This window comes from Nonomuraea aurantiaca (assembly GCF_020215705.1).
Taxonomy (GTDB): domain Bacteria; phylum Actinomycetota; class Actinomycetes; order Streptosporangiales; family Streptosporangiaceae; genus Nonomuraea; species Nonomuraea aurantiaca.
Genome location: NZ_JAIWNB010000005.1, coordinates 156,459 through 171,316 on the forward strand (window position 1 = coordinate 156,459; position 14,858 = coordinate 171,316).

18 protein-coding genes are annotated in these 14,858 nt (G+C 69.8%); 11 read left to right on the top strand and 7 right to left on the bottom strand.

What is annotated here, in order from left to right; genetic code table 11:
• Positions 1-19 precede the first annotated feature (19 nt).
• Positions 20-211 carry a ferredoxin gene (locus LDL49_RS14740; RefSeq protein ID WP_225291591.1) on the top strand — a complete coding sequence of 64 codons (192 nt, stop codon included), beginning with the start codon at positions 20-22 and terminating at the stop codon, positions 209-211.
• A 128-nt stretch (positions 212-339) separates the two neighbouring features.
• Positions 340-795, top strand: a complete 456-nt coding sequence (locus LDL49_RS14745; RefSeq protein ID WP_225291592.1) for a nuclear transport factor 2 family protein — start codon at positions 340-342, stop codon at positions 793-795.
• A gap of 25 nt (positions 796-820) precedes the next feature.
• Here the strand turns inward: LDL49_RS14745 and LDL49_RS14750 are convergent, their stop codons facing one another.
• Positions 821-1,348, bottom strand: coding sequence for a carboxymuconolactone decarboxylase family protein (locus LDL49_RS14750; protein WP_225291593.1), 528 nt, complete (start codon positions 1,346-1,348; stop codon positions 821-823).
• 58 nt (positions 1,349-1,406) lie between these two features.
• On the opposite strand from LDL49_RS14750, the gene LDL49_RS14755 reads away from it, so the two are divergent.
• The 4 genes from LDL49_RS14755 (at position 1,407) to LDL49_RS14770 (ending at position 4,258) form a co-directional block, all read left to right on the top strand.
• Positions 1,407-2,078 carry a GNAT family N-acetyltransferase gene (locus LDL49_RS14755; protein ID WP_225291594.1) on the top strand — a complete coding sequence of 224 codons (672 nt, stop codon included), beginning with the start codon at positions 1,407-1,409 and terminating at the stop codon, positions 2,076-2,078.
• A gap of 260 nt (positions 2,079-2,338) precedes the next feature.
• Positions 2,339-2,713: a BlaI/MecI/CopY family transcriptional regulator gene (locus LDL49_RS14760; RefSeq protein WP_225291595.1), complete on the top strand. Its 375-nt coding sequence runs from the start codon at positions 2,339-2,341 to the stop codon at positions 2,711-2,713.
• A complete protein-coding gene (locus tag LDL49_RS14765) occupies positions 2,710-3,660 on the top strand; it encodes a M56 family metallopeptidase (RefSeq protein WP_225291596.1) in 951 nt (316 codons plus the stop codon). The genes LDL49_RS14760 and LDL49_RS14765 overlap by 4 nt, the downstream gene beginning before the upstream one ends.
• Before the next feature lie 67 nt (positions 3,661-3,727).
• A complete protein-coding gene (locus tag LDL49_RS14770) occupies positions 3,728-4,258 on the top strand; it encodes a DUF4396 domain-containing protein (protein WP_225291597.1) in 531 nt (176 codons plus the stop codon).
• A 26-nt stretch (positions 4,259-4,284) separates the two neighbouring features.
• Here the strand turns inward: LDL49_RS14770 and LDL49_RS14775 are convergent, their stop codons facing one another.
• The gene (locus tag LDL49_RS14775) at positions 4,285-5,679 is read right to left on the bottom strand and encodes an MFS transporter (protein WP_225291598.1); all 1,395 of its coding nucleotides are present in this window, start codon (positions 5,677-5,679) and stop codon (positions 4,285-4,287) included.
• Positions 5,680-5,760: 81 nt separating this feature from the next.
• Between LDL49_RS14775 and LDL49_RS14780 the strand changes: the two genes are divergently transcribed.
• Entirely contained in the window at positions 5,761-6,345 is a 585-nt protein-coding gene (locus tag LDL49_RS14780) for a TetR/AcrR family transcriptional regulator (protein ID WP_225291599.1), read from the top strand.
• A gap of 23 nt (positions 6,346-6,368) precedes the next feature.
• Here LDL49_RS14780 and LDL49_RS14785 read toward each other — a convergent pair whose 3' ends face one another.
• From LDL49_RS14785 to LDL49_RS14795, 3 genes are all read right to left on the bottom strand, one after another.
• Positions 6,369-6,983, bottom strand: a complete 615-nt coding sequence (locus tag LDL49_RS14785) for a DUF305 domain-containing protein (protein WP_225291600.1) — start codon at positions 6,981-6,983, stop codon at positions 6,369-6,371.
• A 141-nt stretch (positions 6,984-7,124) separates the two neighbouring features.
• On the bottom strand, positions 7,125-7,754 hold the full coding sequence (locus LDL49_RS14790; RefSeq protein ID WP_225291601.1) for a DUF305 domain-containing protein: 630 nt from the start codon (positions 7,752-7,754) through the stop codon (positions 7,125-7,127).
• Between the two features lie 83 nt (positions 7,755-7,837).
• Positions 7,838-8,296 carry a DUF6153 family protein gene (locus tag LDL49_RS14795; RefSeq protein WP_225291602.1) on the bottom strand — a complete coding sequence of 153 codons (459 nt, stop codon included), beginning with the start codon at positions 8,294-8,296 and terminating at the stop codon, positions 7,838-7,840.
• Positions 8,297-8,588: 292 nt separating this feature from the next.
• On the opposite strand from LDL49_RS14795, the gene LDL49_RS14800 reads away from it, so the two are divergent.
• Together LDL49_RS14800 and LDL49_RS14805 are read left to right on the top strand one after the other, a co-directional pair.
• On the top strand, positions 8,589-10,007 hold the full coding sequence (locus LDL49_RS14800) for an MFS transporter (RefSeq protein WP_225291603.1): 1,419 nt from the start codon (positions 8,589-8,591) through the stop codon (positions 10,005-10,007).
• 238 nt (positions 10,008-10,245) lie between these two features.
• Complete coding sequence (locus LDL49_RS14805) at positions 10,246-11,220, top strand: C40 family peptidase (protein ID WP_225291604.1); 975 nt, start codon at positions 10,246-10,248, stop codon at positions 11,218-11,220.
• A 19-nt stretch (positions 11,221-11,239) separates the two neighbouring features.
• On the opposite strand, the gene LDL49_RS14810 is transcribed toward LDL49_RS14805, so the two are convergent.
• Complete coding sequence (locus tag LDL49_RS14810) at positions 11,240-11,866, bottom strand: TetR/AcrR family transcriptional regulator (RefSeq protein WP_225291605.1); 627 nt, start codon at positions 11,864-11,866, stop codon at positions 11,240-11,242.
• Between the two features lie 101 nt (positions 11,867-11,967).
• Here LDL49_RS14810 and LDL49_RS14815 point away from each other — a divergent pair, with 101 nt between their 5' ends.
• Both LDL49_RS14815 and mca read left to right on the top strand, forming a co-directional pair.
• On the top strand, positions 11,968-12,837 hold the full coding sequence (locus LDL49_RS14815; RefSeq protein WP_225291606.1) for an alpha/beta hydrolase fold domain-containing protein: 870 nt from the start codon (positions 11,968-11,970) through the stop codon (positions 12,835-12,837).
• A 35-nt stretch (positions 12,838-12,872) separates the two neighbouring features.
• The gene (gene mca / locus LDL49_RS14820; RefSeq protein WP_225291607.1) at positions 12,873-13,724 is read left to right on the top strand and encodes a mycothiol conjugate amidase Mca; all 852 of its coding nucleotides are present in this window, start codon (positions 12,873-12,875) and stop codon (positions 13,722-13,724) included.
• A gap of 50 nt (positions 13,725-13,774) precedes the next feature.
• On the opposite strand, the gene LDL49_RS14825 is transcribed toward mca, so the two are convergent.
• Entirely contained in the window at positions 13,775-14,815 is a 1,041-nt protein-coding gene (locus LDL49_RS14825) for a LacI family DNA-binding transcriptional regulator (RefSeq protein ID WP_225291608.1), read from the bottom strand.
• Positions 14,816-14,858: the final 43 nt, after the last annotated feature.

Below are 14,858 nucleotides of genomic sequence, written 5' to 3' on the forward strand. Positions count from 1 at the left end.
CCCCAGCTGAAAGAGAACCATGCGCGTCCGTGTCGACATGACCCTGTGCCAGACCCACGCCCAGTGCGTGTTCGCCGCCCCGGAGGTCTTCGCCCTCAACGACGATGACGAGCTGGTGTACGACGCCACGCCCACCGACGCACATTGGCCCGCCGTCGAGGAGGCGGCCCGCGCCTGCCCCGTACAAGCCATCTACCTGGACGGGGACTGAGCCGGGAGGTCGGCGCGATCATGACCGGCCGCTGTGCTGGGCGGGGAGCTTATCCGGGTAGAGCACCACGACAACGCCATCGGTGCGGTGACCGCCGAGTTCCTCCGCCAACTGACCAAGGAGTACGCATGACCCGTCCACCTTTCCCGCCTTTCACCGCCGAGACCGCGCACGCCAAGGTGCAGGCCGCCGAGGATGCCTGGAACACCCGCGATCCGCGGCGCGTGGCACTCGCCTACACACCGGACTCGATCTGGCGCAATCGCGACGAGTTCGTCACCGGCCGAGATGAGATCACCGCGTTCCTGACCCGCAAGTGGGCCAAGGAACTCGACTACGCGCTCCGCAAGGAACTGTGGGCGTTCACCGGCGACCGGATCGCCGTCCGCTTCCAGTACGAATGCCACGACGCCGACGGGCGATGGTGGCGCAGCTACGGCAACGAGCTCTGGGAGTTCGACGCCGAGGGACTGATGCGGCGGCGCGAGGCGAGCATCAACGACCTCCAGATCACCGCCGAGGAGCGGCGCATCTTCGGCCCACGCCAGGCCGGCGACCAGGGCGTGTCCATTCCGCTGGCATAGGCCCGATTGCTAAAGGTCGTGCGGCCTACGCGGTCCCTTCCGCCGGCTCCAAGCCCACCAAGAGGTTGAAAGCGCCGGTCAGGAGATTGAGGGCGACGACGCCCACGATCTCCGCCACGATTCGGTCGCTCCAACCATGCGCCCGCACCTCCGCGACGTCCTCGTCAGTGATCGACGACGGCTCGGCCAGCACCCGCACGGCCAAGGCGATGAGCGCCGCCTCCCTGGCATCGGTGGACGTGCCCTGCCGGGCCAGCGCGATGTCGCTCTCGCTGAGCCCCGCCGCGCGCCCCGCCTCGGCATGCGCCTGAAGGCAGTGGCCGCAGCCGATCCATTCCTGCACGGCAAGCGAGATCTTCTCACTGAGCGCACGCGGCAGCTTGACGCGTTTCATGGCGCGCGAGAGGTCCAGGTATCCCTGCAACAGCGCGGGTGAGTGGGCCATGGTGGCGACCATGGCGCCCACGCCGCCTCTCCTGCCGATGATGTCGTTCAGCAGCTCTCTGGATTTCTCGGGCGCCTCAGCGGGATCGAGGGGGGTCAGTCGTCGCATGTATCCTCCTGAATGTTCGTAGATACCCTACCCCCCTAGTGTATACAGGAGGAAGGCGATGGAGCGGCGGCTCATGGAGCACCTGTCCTGCTGGCTCGGCGGCCGGCCCGCCACGAGCGGGCTGGACATCGTCGGCACGCCCAGGCGCAGTGGCCCCGGATGGGACGGCAAGATCCACCCGGTCATGGGAGTCGCAAGCCCAGAGGGCGGCGTGCTGTCGGTCCCGGCCGAGCATGCCGCGACCGTGGCGGAGCAGTACGCCAAGGACAAGGACCTGACCGCATGGGGACCACGGATCCCCGGCCTGGTCGGCTTCCCCGAGCGCGGCTGGTTCACCGCCGCCTATCGGTGGACCACCCACCCTCCGCCTCTCCCTGACGCCGGGGCCTGGGTACGCGCCGATGCCCCGGAGACCCCCGACTGGCTGCGGCCTTTCGGCGGGGACGTCCTGGTCGCCAGCGATCCGGCAACCGGAGAGCACCTGGCGGGGGTGGGAATCAAACGACACGACGCCTACGGGCACGAGCTCGCCGCCGTGACCGCCCCTTACGCACGCGGCCGTGGCCTGGCGCGCAGGCTCGTCGCCCAGGCGGCCCGGCGGGTGCTGGACGAAGGCGCGATCCCCACCTACATGCACGACCCCGCGAACCACGCCTCCGCCGCGGTCGCCGAGGCGGCGGGCTTCAGCGACCGCGGATGGCTCGCCTTCGGCGCGACCGAGGCTAGCTAGCCACCGGTGCTGCCGGACCGCGCGACTCGCCGGTCCGGCAGCACCCCGAGATTTCAGACGGCGACCACCTCGTAGCCCGCCCCTTCCACGACCCGTGGACGACGGCGTCCTGTGCCGGCCGACGCTGTTCGCCCGGAACACGGCGCCCGCATCCAGACGGCCGGGCTGTCGCGATCAACTCCCCCAAGGACCTGATCAAGCTCAAGCGGGCGATCACGGCGCGAGGCGGCGTTGACTACGATCGCCGGTAGGATCAGGGCATGATACGAGGCCTGGGTGAGCTCGAGTCCACGATCATGGACTGGCTGTGGGCGCGGCGCCGACCGGCTTCCGTACGCGACGTGCTGGAAGGTCTGCGTCAGGAGCGGGTGATCGCGTACACCACGGTGATGACCGTGATGGACAATCTGCACACCAAGGGCCTGCTCAAGCGCCGGCCCGTCGGCCGGGCCTACGTCTACGAGACGGTGGCGTCGAAGGAGGCCTATACCGCCGGCCTGATGCGCCGCGCGCTGGCGGGCAGCGGCAACCAGGCCGCCACGCTCGTGCACTTCCTGGAGCAGCTCACGCCGGAGGAGGCCGCGGCGCTGGAGGCGGCGTTGCAGGTGTTCCCGCCCCGCGGAAGGCCGGCATGATCGCCGGCATCGTCCTGGCGCTCTACACGATCGTCGCCGCGATCTGGCTGCCCGAGCTGGGGCGGCGGGCGGCGCGCTGGGCCGAGCGGGCGCCGCGGCTGGCGATCATGTTGTGGCAGGCGGCCGGCGTGTCGGTGGTCGCCTCGGCCGTGCTGGCCGCGCTGGCCTTCGCCGTACCCGCGGACGTCGTCGGGCACGGCTTGGCCGAGCTGTTCGCGATCTGCGCCGACATGCTGAGCGACGGTTCCGGCCTGACGTGGACGAGTGCCGTGGCGCTGCCGATAGCCGTCCTGGTGCCGGCCAGGGCCGCCTACTGTGGCGCGGCGGTGCTGCTCAGAGCCCACGTCGAACGTCGCGAGCACGCGGCCATGCTCGGCCTCCTTGGCCGGCATGACACCGACCTGGGCGCGGTGGTGATCGACTACGACGAACGGCTGGCCTACTGCGTGCCCGGCAGGCACGCCCAGATGGTCATCACCACGGGTGCGCTGCACACCCTGGCGCCCGAGCAGGTCACCGCGGTCCTGGAGCACGAGCGTGCGCATCTCCGCGGCCGCCATCACCTCGTGCTGGCCGGAGCCGAAGCCCTGGCCAGGGCGTTTCCCGGCGTCCCGCTGTTCGAGCGGGCCAGGACGGAGATCACCCGGCTGATCGAACTGCTCGCCGACGACGTCGCCGCCCGCCGCCACCCCCGCGCGCAGATCGCCGCCGCACTGGTCCGCCTGGCCACCGGCCGCGCGCCCGCGTTCACGCTCGGCGCGGGCGGGGAGACGGCGCTCACCCGGGTACGCCGCATGCTCAACCCCGAGGCGCCGCTCCGCCGCCGGGAACGCCTGACCGGTCTGGCGGCGGTCGCCGTCCTGCTGGGCGGCCCCGCGATGGTCGCGCTGGTTCCCAGCGTCAGTTCCTTCCTGGCCCATCACTGCCATTCGCTCTTCATTCTTTGACCTACGATCCTCCGTAGTAGACTCGCGCGCCGTGCGAGGAATGTGTGTTGCCACTACGGAGATCATCATGAGCCACAGCAGCCACCACCACGAGAGCCCCGAACGGACTCATACTGAGCACGAGCCGGCCGGCCATCACTCATCCGCCCCGCCCGCCGCCACCTGGGGCATGGCCGTGCAGGCGACCCTGCACTGCCTGACCGGATGCGCCATCGGCGAGGTGCTGGGCATGGTCATCGGCACCGCCGCCGGCCTGTCCAACCTCACCACGGTGGTGCTGTCGGTGGCGCTGGCCTTCGCGTTCGGCTACGCGCTGACCATGCGCGGCGTGCTGCGTGCCAGGGTCGACTTCCGTACGGCGCTCAAGGTCGCGCTGGCCGCCGACACCGTCTCCATCGCGGTGATGGAGATCCTGGACAACGGGGTGATGCTCATCGTGCCCGGCGCCATGGACGCGGGCCTGGCCAATTGGCTGTTCTGGGTGGCGCTGGCCGGGTCCTTGCTGGTGGCCTTCGTGTTGACGACACCGGTGAACAAGTGGCTGATCGGCCGGGGCAAGGGCCATGCGGTGATGCACCAGTACCACCACGGCCGCTGAGCTCCAGGGCCCCGCACCGACGGTGATCATGCCGCTGGATCCTTTCCGCCAGGGAAGAACGTGATCGCCAGGGCGGCGCACAGCGCCATCAGGACGGCGGACATGACGAAGGCGAGGCCGTACCCGTCGGTGAGCGCCGCGCTCAGCGATGTCCCCGCCCGGAGCCGATCATCGGTACGGGCGGCCGCCGCGGTCGCCAGAACCGCCAATCCGAGCGCGCCGCCGAGCTGAGCACTGACGTTGAGCAGCGCGGCGGCCACCCCGCCATCGGACGACGGCACGCCGGACAGCGCGGCATCGGTAAGCGGCACGACCATGATCCCGTGTCCGGCGCCCACGACCACCATGGGCACGATCAGGCTCGCGAACAGCCCGGCCGCCGGCGAGATCCAGGCCAGCGGCAGCAGGCCCGCGGCGGCGACCAGCGCGCCGAACCCCAGGACCGGCCGCGCGCCCAGGCGGCGGACCAGCAACGGGCCGAGCCACGAGGCGCCGACCATGACGACGGTCATCGGCACGTACGCCAGCCCCGTCTCCAGCGCCGAGAATCCGAGCACCTCCTGCATGAACAGGGTGGCCAGGTAGAACAGACCGAACAGCGCGCTGGCCCGTACCACTTGGATCAGGTTGGCCCCCGCCACGGAGCGGATGCGGAACACCCCGAAATCGACGAGCGGCCGCCGCGCGACGGCGTTCTCATGGACGGCGAAGTAGCCCAGCAGCGCCGCTCCGACGAGCAGGAGCCCCCATTCCGCGCGCAACACCGCGTAGATCAGCAGCCCGACCCCCACCGTGACGGTCACCGCCCCCACGGCATCGAACCCCCGGCTCGACCGAGGCTCGCCACGTGCGGGCAGAACACGGCCTGCCACCACCAGCAGCACGCCGATCGGCACGTTGATGAAGAAGATCCACCGCCAGCCCGGCCCGTCGGCGAGCAGTCCGCCCGCGACCAGCCCCAGCGCGCTGCTCACCGCCGTGGCCGTCCCCCATACCGCCAGGGCGCGGCTGCGCGGCCGCCCCTCGGGGAAGATCAAAGTGATCATGGCCAGGGTCATCGGTGCGACCAGCGCGGCCGCCAGCCCCTGCACACCCCGAGCCCCGACCAGCACGCCGGCGCTCGGCGCCAGCCCGGCCACCAGCGACGCCCCGGTGAACAGCGCGATGCCGCCCATCAGGACCCGCCGGTGGCCGAACAGATCGCCCAGCCGCCCGCCGAGCAGCAGGAAACCGCCGAAGGGCACCATGTACGCGTTCACCACCCAGGACAGATCAGCAGCCGAGAAGGCCAGCTCGTCCTTGATCGCGGGTAACGCCACGTTCACCACCGTGCTGTCGACGGCGTCCAGCACTTGCGCCAGGCACAACGCGACCAGGGCCACCACATGCCCGCGCGTCCACACGAACTCCCGCGTCTCCATATCCCTCCTCAACAGAATGAACACTCGCTCATACAGTATGAGCGAGTGTTCATTCTGGCAAGGCGGGTAAACTCAGGAGCCATGTCACCGCGCGGCGTCACCATCCCCGAGGTACGGCAGCAGCTCTTCGACGCCGCCGAGCAGATCCTGCTGCGCGAGGGACCCGCCGGGCTGACCAGCCGGGCGATCACGCGGGAGGCCGGGGTCGCCGCCGGGCTGCTCCACAACCACTTCGGCGACCTGGACAGCTTCCTGGCCGCGCTCTTCGTCGACCGGGCGCGGGCGGCGACCCTACACCTCCGAGAGCTGCCCGACCAGGCCGGATCGGGGACCGTGGTGGACAATGTGATGACGACCATCGAGCCGCTGCTGGCCGGCCACCTGCTCGCGCTGGCCGGACTCGCCCTGGCCAGGCCGTCCCTGGTGAGCAGGCTGGGCGAGGCGCACGGCGAGGGGGCGCTGGAGCTGGACGCGAACGAACGCGTCATCGCCGACTACCTGGCGGCCGAGCAACGACTCGGCCGCGTCCCCGCCGGCACCGACACCGCCTCGATCGCCCTCGCCCTGGTCGGGGCCGCGCACCAACTCCTCCTGACGCGCGGCCCGCACGCGCCGGACCTGCGCGAGCGCATACGCCGCGTCGCGGAGGCGCTCCTCACCCGCTGACGCCGGGCGGCCCGGCACGCTCGCTAGTGGAGCCGATCGAGCATCTTCCGCATCTGTTCGACTTCGGCCTGCTGGCCGGTCTCGATCGCGTCGGCGAGCCGCTTCGCCTCCTGGTTCTTCCCGTGTTCGCGTTCGGTGCGGGCCATGGTGATCGCGCCGTTGTGGTGAGCGATCATCATCTGGAGGAATTCCTGGTCGAAGGCGGCGCCCTTGGCGTCTTCGAGCTTCTTCATGTCCGCCGCGGACATCATGCCGGGCATTTCATGCCCCATCCCCTGGTCCATGCCGCCGGTCGGCAGCGGCTTGCCCCACTCGGCGAGCCAGCCCCGCATGGTCTGGATCTCCGGATCCTGAGCCGCCTTGATCTTCGCCGCCAGCTCCTTGACCTCCCTGTCCGACGCCCGCGTCTCGGCCAGGTCGGCCATCTCCACCGCCTGCTGATGGTGCGGAATCATCATCTGCGCGAACATCACATCCGCGTCATTGAATCCGGCTCCCGGCTGTGTGCTCGTCGGCGTGGCGGCCGCCGGCACGGCGTCGGGAAGGGCGGACGCACTCCGGCCCGCCGTCATGCTGCCGCAGGCGGCGAGGACCAGCGCTCCCGCCGCCAAGGAAACGCCCGCTGGTTTGGTGATCATGCCTGCCGAACCCCCCGATCGCAGGACATCAACCTGTGGAAGGGCTCCTACCCCGCCCAGAGGGGCTCTCACCAGCGCGTTTCACCTCGGCGGCGAGCCTGGCCGGCTGCCCGGCCGCGGCCGGGCAGCCGGTACTCGACTCTAGAGCCGGTCGAGCATCTTCTTCATCTGCGCCACTTCGGTCTGCTGGGCGTTCTCGATCGTCTTGGCCAGTTCCTTCGCCTCAGGGTTGGAACCCTGTGACTGCTCGGTGCGGGCCATGGTGATCGCGCCGTTGTGGTGGGCGATCATCAGCTCGGCGAACTGCCTGTCGAAGGCGGCGCCCTTGGCGTCTTCCAGCTTCTTCATGTCCGCCTCGGACATCATGCCGGGCATGTCATGCCCCATCCCCTGGTCCATGCCGCCGGTCGGCAGCGGCTTGCCCCATTCGGCGAGCCAGCCCCGCATGGTCTGGATCTCCGGATCCTGGGCCGCCTTGATCTTCGCCGCCAGCTCCTTGACCTCCTTGTCCGACGCCCGCGTCTCGGCCAGGTCGGCCATCTCCACCGCCTGCTGATGGTGCGGGATCATCATCTGCGCGAACATCACATCCGCGTCGTTGAATCCGGCTCCCGACTGGGTGCTCGTCGGCGTGGCGGCCGGAGCACTGCTGGACATGGTGGACATGTCGGGCCCGCCCGTCGAGGCACTGTCCGTACCACCGCACGCGGTCAGCAGGATCAGTGCGGCACCTGAGGTGGCGACGACGGCGGAGAATTTCCCGATATTCATGTACATGGTGCTCTCTCTGAAGATTGACGTGCATGGCTGACACCTCCCGGACGACCCTGGGAATCGTCCACGGATGGATCGGCCTATGTACGCATCACTGAGAGCCCGGCGAGGGTGGGCGCCAAGCGGCGTGGCGGCGACCTGGCCACTCCGCTCACCCATGGCCTCCTGGCAGCCATCTCCCCTGGCCACGGCCGCGTTCTGGCCCAGATGGCGGCGATCAACAGCGCAACGATCAAGGGCAGCACGGCCAGGCACACATCGGTCGGATCCAGCCAGACCGAGGTCCCAGCGCCCAGCGAGGGCCCCCTGAACACGCCGACGGACGCGGCCTGCCCGATGGGCTCGGCCCCGACCTCCGACATCGCCTTCTCGGACGTCTCCGTGTGCGCCGGCGCGTACGAGCTGAGGGGCGAGGCGGTCTCACCGTGGTGCGAGGCCAGGTGCCCGAGCGTGTGCATGCCCCAGACACCCAGCACGAGCATCACCGGCAACAGCCATCGCGGACCGGAATGGGACACCCAGCGGGCCGGTCCGCCCATGCGCCCCTCCTCCCCCGCAGCCTGAGCGTACAGTCAACGCCGACTGGCTTCGACTATCGCCCATAGTACTGCGCTCCAGAACAGTGGAAGGCAAGCGCCGCGCACCCGGTCCGGGTCGACAGGGCACCGCTCCTCCCGTCGCCACCGCTGTTACGTCACACTTGACATATACCCCATGGGGGTATAAATCTTCTCGTGAACATACCCCCCGGCGGTATAGAGGAGCAACGACAGGCCCTCGCCACCTGACCGGGACTACAGACCGACCTGCAGAATGACTGGAGAGTGCACCATGTCCGCACCGTCCCCCCGGCGCTGGACCGCCCTGGCCCTGATCGCCATGGCCCAGTTCATCGTCATCATGGACACGTCGATCATCGGCGTGGCCCTCCCCCGCATCCAGGAAAGCCTCGGCTTCTCCCAGGAGAACCTGTCCTGGGTCTTCAACGCCTACGTCGTCGCCCTCGGCGGACTCCTGTTGCTCGGCGGCCGGCTGTCCGACCTGTTCGGCGCCCGCCGGCTCTTCGCCGCCGGCTGGTTGATCCTACTCGCCGGTTCCCTGGTCGCCGGCATCGCCCCCGAGGTGTGGGTCGAGCTGACCGGCCGCGCCGTCCAGGGAGTCGGCGCGGCGCTGATCGCCCCCTCCGCGCTCACCCTGCTCATGATGCTCTTCGGCCGCAACCCCAAGGAGCTCACCAAGGCCCTGGCCCTGTACGGCGCCGCGGCCCCCGCAGGCGGCACCGCGGGAGTGTTCCTCGGCGGCCTCATCACCGAATATCTGAGCTGGCCCTGGGTCTTCTACATCAACATCCCCATCGCGCTCGTCGCCCTGCTGGCCACCGGCCCGCTGATGCCCGCCGCCCAAGCCCAGCGCGGCTCCATCGACGTGACCGGCGCGCTCACCGTCACCGCCGGCCTCGGCGCCGCGGTCTACGCCATCGTCAGGGCACCCGAGATCGGCTGGGGTTCCGCGCAGACCTGGCTCGTGCTGGCCGGCGCCGTGGCCCTGCTGGCCGCGTTCGTCGCCATCCAGGCCCGTCGCCGCGAACCGCTCATGCGGCTGTCGATCTTCCGCACCCCGAACCTCGCCGCCGCCAACCTCACCCAGCTGCTGCTCGGCGGGGCGTGGATCCCGATGTGGTTCTTCCTCAACCTCTACCTGCAGCAGGTCCTCGGCTACAGCGCCTTCCCCAGCGGCGCCGCCCTGCTCCCGATGACCGTACTCATCATGATCGGCATGATCGTGCTCGCGCCGCGGATCATCAACCGGTTCGGCCCCAAGGCCACGACCATCACCGGCCTGGCCCTGCTCACCGCCGGCATGGGCTGGTTGTCGCTGATCAGCCCGAACGGCACCTTCGCCACCGACGTCCTGCCCGCCACCCTCGTCGCCGCCCTCGGCATGTCGCTGGCCTTCATCCCCTCACTCGGCACCGCCATCTCCTCCGCCCGCCCCGAGGAAGGCGGCCTCGCCTCCGGCATCGTCAACACCAGCTACCAGGTCGGCTCCGCGCTCGGCCTGGCCGCCATGACCGCCGTCGCCGCCGCCAACGGCGCCGGACAACTCGGCAACCTGCCCGCTCTGACCAGCGGCTTCTCCTCCGCCTTCATCGGCGCAGCGGCCATCGCCGCCGCGGGCGCCCTGCTCGCCGCACTGACGCTGCGCACCCGCACGGCCGTGCACGCCGAGCCCGCCACCACCCGCGGGTGACTCACCTCAGACAAAGGAGAGTGCCACCCAGCCCCGCGCCCGGCTCCCCAACTCTGGAGCCGGGCGCACCTTCTTTCCCCTGAACGGCATGCATATCGCCCTATGAGGCGCGATCAGCTAGGCCACATAGTATGTCCTCCCGTCGAGAGCAATCTCTGTGAACAGGCCAACCAGCCCTCCACCTTCTGTACTATTGCGCCCCAGGTTTGGAGATTTACGAGGAGGCTTCGTAGTGGCCGTGCCGACAAGGCTTGGGCAGACAGTAGCGGCGGCGGCTCTGGTCTCGGCCGTATTGGTCTCCAACCCCGCCGGTGCCGCCGCCGCACCCCCGTCGCCCGCCAAGGCCAGGGCCAAGCTGGTGAAGCTGAACGAGCAGGCGGACGACCTGGTCGAGCGGCACAACCAGGCCACGGAGACGTACAAGACGGCCAAGAAGAAGTACGACGCCCTCAACGCCGAAATCGGCCGCAAGGATGATCGCGTCGACACCCTGCGCAGGGACCTCGTCACGGCGGCGGTCGGCGATTACCAGACCGGCCCGTTCACCTGGCAGCGATTCGCCTTCCCGAGCGGCCCGGAGGCGACTCTGAGCAGCATGGCCTCTCTGAACCAGATCGCGCAGGACAGGGCCGAGAAGATACGCGCCTTCGAGGAGACCACCAAGTCGCTGCGCGACAGCCGTGCCCAGGCCGAACGCGTCCTGGCAGAGGCCGACTCGGCGCGCGACAAAGTACGCGACGAGAAGGAGAAGGTGGACAAGCTCGTCGCCGAGCAGACCAGGCTCCTGCGCCGGCTGGGCGCCTTCAAGACCGGCGACCCCAACAGCACGGGCATCCCGTACACCGGGCCGGCCTCCGGCAACGCCCGCCTGGCGCTTCAGTTCGCCTTCGCCCAGATCGGCAAGCCCTACCAGTACGGTGCCGTAGGGCCTGGCTCCTACGACTGCTCCAGCCTCACCCAGGCCGCCTGGCGTTCCGCGGGAGTCGAGATCCCGCGCACCACCTACACCCAATGGAGCTGGGGCGCCACCCGCCACGTCCCCCTCGACGCGTTGCAGCCCGGCGACCTGCTCTTCAGCAAGGGGCTGGGGCACATGGGCATGTACGCGGGTAACGGGAAGATGGTCCACGCGCCTCAGACGGGCGACGTCGTCAAGGTGGTCGACCTCGATGACTACTGGCGCAACCGCCTGCTCGGCGCCGTCCGCCCATAGGCCGCGTCCGGTCGTGACCTCAGCGCATCGCATAGTCGGCCAGGGAGGTTTCCAGCAGCCCGAAGACCTGGTGGGCCGACCGGGTCACGGTGGAGGCGATCTGGCGGTTGCTCCGCCCCTCCCTCGTGAGATCCATGATGTGCTCGAACAGGGTGCGGTGGGCGGCACCGAGCAGGGCGGCCGCCGCGCGGGCCGTGAGGTCGCCGGGAGCGGACGCGGTGTCGGCGGCAAGGACTTGGGCGAGGGCGTCTTCGCGCTGGTCGTGCAGGTCGCGTAGCCGGGCGGTAAGGGTGGGGCTGTCGCTGATCATCCGCGCGAAGCCCTGACTGGAGAAACCGATGACGGCGTCGTGCCGCTCCACCCCGGCCAGGAACTCGCGACGCAGGGCGGCCAGCGCTGACTCGCCCGCCGACCGGTCGGCGACGGTGCGGGCCAGGCCGGCGGCGAACGTCTCGTGATAGTCGAGGGCGAGGTCCTCCTTGCGGGGGAAGTAGTTGGTGACGGTCATCTTGGCCACCTGGGCGGCGGCCGCGATCTCGGCGATGGTCACCGTCTCGAAGCCGCGCTCGATGAACAGCCTGGTCGCGGCGCTGGAGATCGCCTGCCGAGTCTGCTGCTTCTTGAGCTCGCGAAGTCCCGTGGCCATGACACCACATCCTCTCATAGGCCGATCCTAAATCGATGCTTGACACATTTTTAGGTCAGTCCTAAATTTATGTCTCACCCAATAAACACGGGAGAGCATCCTTGAACATCCCCGCCGGTCCCGACGAGACCGCAGCGGTCATGGCGCAGCTGCGTGCGCTGGCAGCAGGGACACCGGAGCCGCCCGCGGACGCCGATCTCACTACGGCGCTCCCCCGCATGGAGGGGGCCGCCGGGCAGTGGGTGAACACCTCTGGACGTTCGGCGGCGGAGGCCGGCATCACGCTGTACATCCACGGCGGCGGCTTCACGCACACCGCACCTCAGATGGAACGACTCCTGGCCTGCCACCTGTCCAAGGCGACCGGTCGGCCGGTCTTCGTGGTGGACTACCGGCTCGCCCCTGCCCACCCCTACCCGGCGGCGCTCGACGACGTGACGGCCGTCTACAGAAGGCTGCTCGATCAGGGCGTACCGGAGTCCCGGATCGTCCTGTTCGGCGAGTCGGCAGGCGGCACCCTCGTCCTGTCGGCGCTCCTGGCACTCAAGGAGAGCGTGGGCCCGATGCCGGCCGCGGCGATCGCGGTGTCCCCCTTGACCGATCTGACCCTGTCCAGCCCGTCGCTGGACACCAACAGCGAACGAGACATGATCGATCGGGCGGTACTGAAGCGCGTCATCACCCCATACCTGGCAGGGGCGCGACCGGATCTGGCGCCTCAATCGCCCCTGTACGGCGATCTTCGTGACCTGCCGCCTCTTCTGCTGGCAGCCGGTTCCGCAGAGGTGCTGCTCGACGATGCCCGGCGCTTCGCGGCAGCCGCATCGGCAGCGGGGACAGAGGCCACCCTCGATGTCTACGAGGGCATGCCCCATGTCTTCCACCTGGCGATGTTGCCGGGCGTACCCCTTCCCACCACGACCACGTTCCTCCGCCGCCTGGCGGAGTGGACCGAAGAAAGGCAGAGATGAGCCCGCGGATCGCCCCAGGAGAGCCCCTTCGCCTGATGAGCGTGCACGCCCACCCTGACGATGAGTCGAGCAAGGGCGCGGCGACACTCGCCAAGTACGCCGCGGAAGGCGTGGACGTCCTGGTGGTCACCTGTACGGGCGGTGAGCGCGGCGACGTGCTCAACCCCGCGATGGACCGGCCCGGCGTACGGGAGAACCTCGCCGAGATCCGGCGGGCCGAGATGGCGGCGGCCAGGGAGATCCTGGGCGTCCGGCAGCACTTCCTGGGCTTCGTCGATTCGGGCCTGCCCCCGGAGGGCGTACCACTGCCGGACGGCTGCTTCGCGGTCCAGCCGCTGGAGAAGGCGGCCGGGCGGCTGGTGGCGTTGATCCGCGAATTCCGCCCGCACGTGGTCGTGACCTATGACGAGACCGGCGGGTACCCGCACCCCGACCACATCAAGACGCACCAGGTGACCACGGCGGCCTTCGACGCGGTCGGCGACGCCGGCCGCGACCCGGGAACGGGCGAACCTTGGCAGCCACTCAAGCTCTACTATCTGGGTGTCCTGTCGCGAGCCTGGTTCCAAGCCATGCACGATGCCCTGACAGGGCGCGGGATCGACTCGGGGATGGAGGCGGTGCTGGCAGAGCTCCCGGAGGGCGCCCCCGCCCTGGAGATCACTACCCGCATTGCCTGCGCGGAGTACTTCGAGACCAGGGACCGGGCGTTGCTCGCCCACGCCACGCAGATCGACCCCGCTGCCGGGTTCATGCTCCACGACCGTGACGTCGAGCGGGAGACATGGCCTGTCGAGGACTATCACCTCGCTCGGTCCCACGTCGACGGCACCCTTCCCGAAGACGACCTGTTCGCCGGCCTGCGCCCCAGCCGCCGGGGCCGATGAAATCTGGTCTTGGTCACAACGCCCTCAACTCGGGCGGCCCCGCGGCTGCCCTAATTGAGGGTTCGAGAATGCCCTTCCCCCGGCACATCCGTACTCTCCCGAAATGCCAGTCGATGCGGCGCGCACACCTCGTGTGCCCTGCCCGTCCCGCCGCTCAGCCGCTCGGCCAGCAGGTCCACCGCCGACTGCGCGATCAGCGCCTTGTCGGGCGCCACGGTCGACAGTGTGGGCGTGGCGAACCGGCCGTCCTGGATGTCGTCGAACCCCATCACCATCACCTCGCCCGGCACCGCGTACCCCCGCTTGAGCAGCGTCCGCAGGGCGCCCAGCGCGAGCGTGTCGTTGAAGCAGAAGACCGCGTCCGGCGCGCCGGCGTCGAGCAGGCGGCTCATGGCCTCGGCGCCGTCGGCGCGCCCCCAGCGGGCGACCGGCGCGACCAGTGACGGGTCGGCGGGGACGCCGGCCTCGGCGAGTGCCTGCTGGTAGCCCTTCAGCCGCAGGCGGCCCGTCGCGGCGGCGGCCGTGCGCTGCACGCCGATGGCGGCGATCCTGCGCCCGCCGCGCTCGGCCAGGTGCAGGGTGGCCGCCCGCGCGGCGGCCACGTTGTCGATGCCGACGTGATCGTACGGCGAGCGGCCCGTCCCGATGCGCTCCCCGAGCAGCACCATCGGCGTACGCTCGTCGCGCCCGGCCAGGTCCTTGCCCGTGAGCGCGAGCGGGCTGAACAGCAGCCCGTCGATGAGGTGGTCGCGGATCCCGGAGATCACCACGCGTTCCTTGGCCCGGTCGCCCTGGGTCTGGTCGATGAGCACGGTCCAGCCGCGCCGGTCGGCCGCCTCGATGACGTTCGTGGCCAGTTCGGCGAAGTAGGGATTGTCCAGGTCGGGCACCGCCAGCGCGACCACGCCGGAGCGGCCCGCGCGCAGGCTGCGCGCCGACAGGTTCGGCCGGTAGGAGAGCTCGGCTATCGCCGCCTCCACCCGGGCCCGGGTCTCGTCGCTGACATGGGGATAGTCGTTGACCACGTTGGACACGGTCTTGATCGACACCCCGGCCAGCTCGGCGACGTCCTTCAGCCTCGGCCGCACCATGTCCCCCTCGCCCCCTTCGCCGTCGGAACCCTACCTGGTTTAC

Coding starts and splice junctions, on each gene's coding strand:
- LDL49_RS14765 (WP_225291596.1), top strand. CDS start 2,710: ATGATCGCCGGCATCGTCCTGGCGCTCTACACGATCGTCGCCGCGATC.
- LDL49_RS14785 (WP_225291600.1), bottom strand. CDS start 6,983: ATGATCACCAAACCAGCGGGCGTTTCCTTGGCGGCGGGAGCGCTGGTC.
- LDL49_RS14810 (WP_225291605.1), bottom strand. CDS start 11,866: ATGGCCACGGGACTTCGCGAGCTCAAGAAGCAGCAGACTCGGCAGGCG.
- LDL49_RS14740 (WP_225291591.1), top strand. CDS start 20: ATGCGCGTCCGTGTCGACATGACCCTGTGCCAGACCCACGCCCAGTGC.
- LDL49_RS14825 (WP_225291608.1), bottom strand. CDS start 14,815: ATGGTGCGGCCGAGGCTGAAGGACGTCGCCGAGCTGGCCGGGGTGTCG.
- mca (WP_225291607.1), top strand. CDS start 12,873: ATGAGCGTGCACGCCCACCCTGACGATGAGTCGAGCAAGGGCGCGGCG.
- LDL49_RS14795 (WP_225291602.1), bottom strand. CDS start 8,296: ATGGGCGGACCGGCCCGCTGGGTGTCCCATTCCGGTCCGCGATGGCTG.
- LDL49_RS14780 (WP_225291599.1), top strand. CDS start 5,761: ATGTCACCGCGCGGCGTCACCATCCCCGAGGTACGGCAGCAGCTCTTC.
- LDL49_RS14800 (WP_225291603.1), top strand. CDS start 8,589: ATGTCCGCACCGTCCCCCCGGCGCTGGACCGCCCTGGCCCTGATCGCC.
- LDL49_RS14775 (WP_225291598.1), bottom strand. CDS start 5,679: ATGGAGACGCGGGAGTTCGTGTGGACGCGCGGGCATGTGGTGGCCCTG.
- LDL49_RS14750 (WP_225291593.1), bottom strand. CDS start 1,348: ATGCGACGACTGACCCCCCTCGATCCCGCTGAGGCGCCCGAGAAATCC.
- LDL49_RS14790 (WP_225291601.1), bottom strand. CDS start 7,754: ATGAATATCGGGAAATTCTCCGCCGTCGTCGCCACCTCAGGTGCCGCA.
- LDL49_RS14745 (WP_225291592.1), top strand. CDS start 340: ATGACCCGTCCACCTTTCCCGCCTTTCACCGCCGAGACCGCGCACGCC.
- LDL49_RS14760 (WP_225291595.1), top strand. CDS start 2,339: ATGATACGAGGCCTGGGTGAGCTCGAGTCCACGATCATGGACTGGCTG.
- LDL49_RS14755 (WP_225291594.1), top strand. CDS start 1,407: ATGGAGCGGCGGCTCATGGAGCACCTGTCCTGCTGGCTCGGCGGCCGG.
- LDL49_RS14770 (WP_225291597.1), top strand. CDS start 3,728: ATGAGCCACAGCAGCCACCACCACGAGAGCCCCGAACGGACTCATACT.